Below are 6695 nucleotides of genomic sequence, written 5' to 3'. Positions count from 1 at the left end.
GTCCATCAGGAAGCATTTTGGCCGCCGCACGATGGCGCGGCCGAGCGCAACGCGCTGGCGATCGCCGCCGGCGAGACCGGAGACGGACTTGTTGAGCAGATGGTCGATGCGCAACAGCTTTGCCGTCTCTTCGACACGCTTGCGGATTTCGACGTTGGGCATGCCTTGCGCCAAGAGCGGGAAGCCAATGTTCTTGCGCACATTCATGTGCGGATAGAGCGCGAACAGCTGGAAAACGAAGGCGATGTCGCGCTCTCGGGCACGTCGCATGGTGACGTCCTCGCCGCCAAGCAGGATCTTGCCGCCGGTCGGTAGTTCGAGCCCGGCGATCATGCGCAGCGTCGTCGTCTTGCCGCAGCCCGACGGCCCCAGCATGACGAAGAACTCGCCATTCCCGACGACGAAGTTGGAATCCTGCACGGCGACGAAATCGCCGAATGCCTTTCTCAGATGCTCGACCTTGATCTCTGCCATCGTCTACTCCGGAAACTTCGAGACGATGATGAACATCGCCGTGCCGGCCAGCATGGTGATGAAGGAATAGGTGTAGAGCGCCAGCGCGAAGGGCTGGAACAGCATCAGGAAGCCAATGGCGATGATTACAGTGGCGATGTTCTCCATCAGTCCGCGCCTGGCCCATGCCGGCCAGCGCGACTTGCGTTTTGCGGGTTGGGTCATGCTCATTTGCGCACCGCGCCGAAGGTGATGCCACGCAGCAATTGCTTGCGAAGCAGGATGGTGAAGACCAGGATCGGCACCAGAAAGATTGTCGTGCCAGCAGCGACCGCCGGCCAGTCCTGGCCGCCTTCGCCAATGATGGTGGGGATGAAGGGCGGTGCGGTCTGCGCCGTGCCCGAAGTCAGCAGGGCGGCGAACGCATATTCGTTCCAGGCAAAGATCAGGCAGAAGATGGCGGTCGCGGCAATGCCGGTGGTCGCCTGCGGCAGCACGGTGCGCCAGAAGGCCTGCAGCCGCGTATAACCGTCGATCATCGCCGCTTCTTCGTACTCACGCGGGATTTCGTCGATGAAGCCCTTCAGCAGCCATACCGCAAGCGACACATTGACCGCCGTATAGAGCAGGATCATGCCGAGCGCGGTGTCCGACAGGCCAAGCTCGCGATACATCAGGTAGATGGGAATGGCGACCGCGATCGGCGGCATCATCCGCGTCGACAGGATGAAGAACAGAAGGTCGTCGGCCAGCGGCACCTTGAAGCGCGAGAAGCCATAGGCCGACAACGTGCCGAGGAACACCGCGCAAAAGGTCGAACCGAAGGCGATGATCAGCGAATTGACGAAGCGCGGCATGAAATTGGACGGACCGGCGATCACCATGTTGCGCTTGCGCGTGGTCTCGTCGCAGAAGCCGGTCGCCGGTCCAAGCGAGTTGATGTATTCCGGCGTCTGCCTTGTGCGCGTCGTGAACAGATTGCAATAGCCTTCGAGGCTCGGCTGGAACAGGATCTTCGGCGGATAGGCAATCGAATCCGGCGGCGTCTTGAAGCTGGTGGCGAAGATCCACAGCAGCGGCACGATCGAGATCAGCGCGTAGAGCACGATGATCGTGCCGGCGACGCGCTTCGACGTGGCCGATGGTGCGACGACCGAATGGGCTGACGTCAGGCTCATCTCTGCTTCACCTTGTTGAGCGCCTTGACGTAGATGTTGGCGAGGCCGAACACCGCGACGAACAGGATGATGGCGAAGGCCGAGGAATAGCCCGTCCGCCAGCTTTCGAAGGCCTGCCGCTTCAGCGTGATCGAGGCGACCTCGGTGGTCGATCCCGGTCCGCCGCCGGTAAGCAGGTTGACCATGTCGAACATCTTGAAGTTCTCGATGCCGCGGAACAGCACCGCCAGCATGATGAAGGGCAGCGCCATCGGCAGCGTGATCGACCAGAACTGCCGCCAGTTGGAGGCGCGGTCGACCTCCGCCGCCTCATAGATGTATTCGGGGATCGAACGCAGCCCGGCGAGGCAGATCAGCATCACGTAGGGCGTCCACATCCAGGTGTCGACGATGACGATCGACCACGGCGCCAGCGAGACGTTGGAGAGCATGCCGATCTCCGTTGCCGGAATTCCGGTGACGAACGAGACGGCATAGGCGAACAGGCCGATCTGCGGCTCGTAGAGGAAGCGCCAGAAATTGCCGACCACGGCCGGCGACAGCATCATCGGCACGAGAATGATGGTCGTCCAGAAGGCGTGACCGCGAAACTTCCGGTCGATCAGCCAGGCCAGCGTGAAGCCGATCAGCGTCTGCAGCAGGATGGTCCAGAACACGAAATGCGCCGTCGTTTGCATGGCGATCCAGATGTCCTGGTCGCCGAGGATGCGTCGGTAATTGGCAAGGCCGACATTTTTGACGATCTCGTTGGGGCGATTGGCGCGGTAATTGGTGAAGGAAAGATAGATCGCCCAGAACAGCGGGAAGATGTTGATGGCGAGCAGCAAAAGGATCGTCGGCGAGATGAACAGCCAGGCAAGGCCCTTGTCACTGATGCCCCGGACTTTGCGGGCCAACGGCTCAGGCGTGGCCCGGGCAACGCTGTCCGCAGTCCGATTGAGCATGGTCAGTCCCGCTTCGGTCACTTTAAGTCGTCTCGACAATGGAATTTATCTGAACTGTGTCCCGTGCCAAGGGCGGCACGGGACCAGAGCATGATGCCGAAAAGTGTTAAGCGGTTTTCGGACGACATCATGCTCACTCGCTCTTGGTCCGGGGCCGGATGATTTCGGGTCTTCCGAAATCATCCGGCTCTGGGGTCGTGGCTCGGGAGGAGCCGATTACATCTTGCCATCGTCCTGGAAGACCTCGGTCCAGTCCTTGACCAGGCCGTCGAGCGCATCCTTGGCCGAACCCTGGCCAGCCACGACATAATCGTGGAAGCGCTTCTGCGACGCCTGCAGCAGCGGCGCATAGCTGGGCTCAGCCCAGAAATCCTTCACGATGGCCATGGAGTCGAGGAAGGTCTGCGCGTAAGGCTGGCTGGCCGGGAAGCCCGGGTCTTTTACGACCGCGTTGAGGCAGGAATAGCCGCCGAGCGACCACCATTTGGCCTGCACGTCCTTATTGGCGAACCACTTGATGTATTTGAGCGCGGCCTCCTGCTTGTCCGAGTAAGAGACCACCGAGATGCCTTGGCCGCCAAGCTGGGCGAATTGATCGCCGTCGGGACCCTTGGGATTGGCGAAATAGCCAATCTTGTCGCCGCCGACATTCTCGTCCTTCTGCAGGCCCGGCCAGGTAAAGGCGAAGTTCATGTGCATCGCCACTTGGCCGGACTTGAAGGCATCGACGCCTTCGCCCATGTAGCTGTTCGAGGCCCCGGGAGGCGTGCAGCAGTCGTAGAGCGCCTTGTAGAACTCCAGACCCTTCACCGACTTCTCGGAGTTGACGAAGCCGTCCATCTCGTAGGGCTTGTCGGGATTCTCGTATTTGAAGCCGAAGCTGTAGAGCACGTCCATGGCTCCCATGGTGATGCCTTCGGAGCCGCGCTCGGTATAGATCGATGCGCCATAGACGGTCTTGCCGTCGATCTCGCGCTTCTGGAAGAACTCGGCGATCTGCTTCAACTGGTCGAAGGTCGTCGGCGCTGCGAGATCCCAGCCGTATTTCTCTTTGAATTCCTTCTGCAGTTCCGGCTTGGAGAACCAGTCCTTGCGATAGGTCCAGCCGACCACGTCGCCCATGGCAGGCAGCGCCCAATAGTTCGGCGTGTTCTTCGGCCATTCCGAATAGCCGACGACCGTGGCCGGCACGAAGTCGTCCATGCTGATCTTCTCCTTGTCGAAGAAGTCGTTCAGCTTGACGTAGTGACCGTTCTCGGCGGAGCCGCCGATCCACTGGCTATCACCGATGATCAGGTCGCACAGCTTGCCCTTGGAATTCAATTCGTTGAGGAAGCGATCGGCATAGTTGGTCCACGGCACGAACTCGAATTTCATGCCGATGCCGGATTCCTTGGTGAAATCCTTGGACAGTTCCACAAGCGCGTTCGCCGGATCCCAGGCTGCCCAGCAAAGTGTCAGATCTTCCGCATGCGCGACGTTTGAAACGGCTGTCGACGCAAACATCGCCGAGGTCAGTCCCAACGTCAGTTTCAAGGTCGATTTCATGCCTTCCTCCCATTTGCGAAACGCGCCCGGATGACGGTTTCAAAAACCTCAACCCCCCTCCTCAGGGGCCTAAACATGACGGCGCGATTACGCGCCAGATGTTTAGTAATTTGTTTAGTAATGCAATTTTTACTAAACAAGGCAAGCGAATTCGTCGCTGCACCGCAGCATGGCGCGTCGGCTCCGGGCGCTGGTTCGGGAAAGGCGGCTTCTGTCAGGTTGTTTGGCGCGCCGGGTGCCGGCTCATTTGACCGTTCTGGTGCTCACCGTCACCGGCCGGAGCGCCGGGGCGGGGGCAGCAGAGCGCGTATGTCGGCGAAGGGAAAGACGGGTTCGAAGCGGAAGGCCTCGGCGAAGGAACCGGCCGCGCCATTGCACTGGCCGGCGCGAAATGCGTTCTGCGTGCGCGCCGCCTCGACGAAACGTTCGGGATCCTGCGACTGATGCGCCCGGATCGCCATCGCGTTGAGATCGAAATGCCCTGATATGTCGACATAATGCGTCGGCGAAAAACCGGTACCGCCGAGCGTATCGGCATGCAGCACCGGCACAGCGAAAGACGCCGCGATGCGCACGCCGTCCGACAGCGCGCGGTGGTCGCCGTGATAGTCGTTCGGCGCATGGGTGATCGCCAGATCCGGCTTCACCTCGCCGATCAGCGCCTTCAGCGCTGCGATCAGGGCGGTGTCGGCAACCAGCGCGCCGTCCGGAAAGTCGAGGAAGTGCGGTGTTGCGCCAAGCAGGTCCGCCGCCACAGCCGCTTCTTCGCGGCGGGCGCCAGCGAGTGATTCCGGATCGCCCTTCCCACCCTTGGCGCCATCCGTGGCTATCGCAAAAACCAGCTCTGCGCCTTGTGCGGCATAGGCGGCCATCGTACCGAACATGAAGATCTCGATGTCGTCCGGATGCGCACCGAGCGCCAGTATCTTCACTCTGCCCTCTCCCTGGAACTGGAAAAACGTGACGAACGGAATTCTGCTCGCCCTGATCGCCTATGCAAGCTATTCATTCAACGATGCCCTTGTCAAAAGCCTGGGCGGCCAGTTCACAGTGTTCGAGATCGGGTTCTTCTCGTCATTGTTTGCCGGCTTCTTTCTTCTCTTCACCCGGCCGAACGGCGAACGCTGGCGTGATTTCTGGCGCACGAAGCGGCCTTGGGCGGTTCAGGCCCGCGCCTGGGCAGGCATCGCGTCCGGCGTGCTCAGCGTCTATGCCTTCACCACCATCCCGCTGGCGGAAGCCTATGCGCTGATTTTCCTGGCGCCGCTCTGCGTCACCATCCTTTCCACCCTCATCCTCAAGGAGAAGGTCGGCCCGTGGCGATGGCTGGCGGTGGTCGCCGGCTTTGCCGGCGTCATGCTGGTGGTGCGGCCGGGCTTTCGCGAGATGCATCTCGGTCACCTCGCTGCGTTCGGCGTTGCTTTCCTCGCCGCCGCCAGTGTCATCCTGATGCGTTCGCTCGTCGCGAAGGAGAAACGCACGACGATGCTCGGCGTGCTGATTGGCTACGGCCTGTTCTTCAACGGCATCGGTGCCGCGGCCACGTCATTCACGCTTCCGGACGCAAGGCAGCTGACCTGGCTGGTGCTGTCGGGTGCGTTCACCTCTTGCGGACAATTGCTTCAGCTTATGGCCGTCAAATACGCGCCAGCCAGCCGGATCGCACCGACGCATTATTCGCAGATCGTCTGGGCGGTCATCCTGGGCGCGCTGTTCTTCCAGGAATATCCCGATTTCCTGTCGCTTGTCGGTCTCGCCATCGTCGGTGGCTCCGGCCTTTTGACGATGGTGCGCGAGGAGGCGAGGTTGGGCACGGTGCGTTGGAACCCATTTTCGCGAACCCGGCTTTGAACTGGCCCGCTGCCGTCGGTTGCGCGGCGACCGCCACCGCTGATATGCCGACGCTGCGGACCTGCCGCGATTGGATGAGTACGTCCGTGGGACGATGACTAGAAAACCCTTGCCGGAGCTCCCGGTCTCCGCCGTGCTGCCGGCGCTCAACGAGGCGCTCGGCCATGGCAACAGCGCCGTGCTAGTGGCGCCGCCCGGCGCCGGCAAAACGACGCTGGTGCCGCTGGCGCTGCTCGACGCGCTGTGGCTCGGAACGGGAAAGATCATTCTGCTCGAGCCGCGCCGGCTCGCTGCCCGCGCCGCTGCCCGCCGAATGGCCGAACTGCTCGGCGAGGAGCCCGGCGAGACGGTCGGCTATGCCATGCGCATGGAGAACCGGACCTCGGCAAGGACAAAGATCCTTGTCGTCACCGAAGGCGTGCTGTCCCGCATGATCCTCGACGATCCGGAACTGCCCGGTGTCTCGGCGGTATTCTTCGACGAATTCCACGAGCGCTCGCTCGACGGCGATTTCGGGCTGGCGCTGGCGCTCGACGTGCATGGTGCGCTGAGGCCCGATCTGCGGTTGCTGGTGATGTCGGCGACGCTCGACGGTGCGCGTGTCGCGCGGCTGCTTTCCGGCGCTCCGGTGATCGAGAGCGAAGGCCGCGCCTTTCCCGTCGACGTGCGCTACGACGAGCGGCCGGCCGGCATCGCCATCGAAGACGCCATGGCCAAGGCG

At 61.8% G+C, this 6695-nt stretch carries 7 protein-coding genes and 1 pseudogene; 2 read left to right on the top strand and 6 right to left on the bottom strand.

The genetic code is table 11. The features are described from left to right. The 6 genes and pseudogenes from E5W87_RS29480 to E5W87_RS29455 all read right to left on the bottom strand — a co-directional run. On the bottom strand, positions 1-474 hold a 474-nt coding region (locus E5W87_RS29480; protein ID WP_292405607.1), incomplete at its 3' end, for an ABC transporter ATP-binding protein. Between the two features lie 3 nt (positions 475-477). Then, the gene (locus E5W87_RS29475; RefSeq protein ID WP_292405603.1) at positions 478-684 is read right to left on the bottom strand and encodes a hypothetical protein; all 207 of its coding nucleotides are present in this window, start codon (positions 682-684) and stop codon (positions 478-480) included. After that, complete coding sequence (locus E5W87_RS29470) at positions 681-1631, bottom strand: carbohydrate ABC transporter permease (protein ID WP_095484294.1); 951 nt, start codon at positions 1629-1631, stop codon at positions 681-683. The genes E5W87_RS29475 and E5W87_RS29470 overlap by 4 nt, the downstream gene beginning before the upstream one ends. Beyond that, positions 1628-2575: a carbohydrate ABC transporter permease gene (locus tag E5W87_RS29465; protein ID WP_292405625.1), complete on the bottom strand. Its 948-nt coding sequence runs from the start codon at positions 2573-2575 to the stop codon at positions 1628-1630. Before E5W87_RS29465 ends, E5W87_RS29470 begins: the two co-directional genes overlap by 4 nt. 216 nt (positions 2576-2791) lie before the next feature. Next, positions 2792-4123: an extracellular solute-binding protein gene (locus E5W87_RS29460; protein WP_292405599.1), complete on the bottom strand. Its 1332-nt coding sequence runs from the start codon at positions 4121-4123 to the stop codon at positions 2792-2794. Positions 4124-4366: 243 nt separating this feature from the next. Beyond that, positions 4367-5055 (bottom strand): annotated as a pseudogene (locus E5W87_RS29455) (PIG-L deacetylase family protein). Positions 5056-5083: 28 nt separating this feature from the next. On the opposite strand from E5W87_RS29455, the gene E5W87_RS29450 reads away from it, so the two are divergent. Further along, positions 5084-5974 carry a DMT family transporter gene (locus E5W87_RS29450; protein ID WP_292405596.1) on the top strand — a complete coding sequence of 297 codons (891 nt, stop codon included), beginning with the start codon at positions 5084-5086 and terminating at the stop codon, positions 5972-5974. Between the two features lie 94 nt (positions 5975-6068). Beyond that, positions 6069-6695 (top strand): DEAD/DEAH box helicase (locus E5W87_RS29445; RefSeq protein ID WP_292405593.1); only part of this gene is annotated, 627 nt, incomplete at its 3' end.

The organism is Mesorhizobium sp. (assembly GCF_004962925.1).
GTDB lineage: Bacteria > Pseudomonadota > Alphaproteobacteria > Rhizobiales > Rhizobiaceae > Mesorhizobium.
Note: the sequence above shows the minus strand (reverse complement) of the source record. Positions and strands in the feature narration are given on the sequence as shown.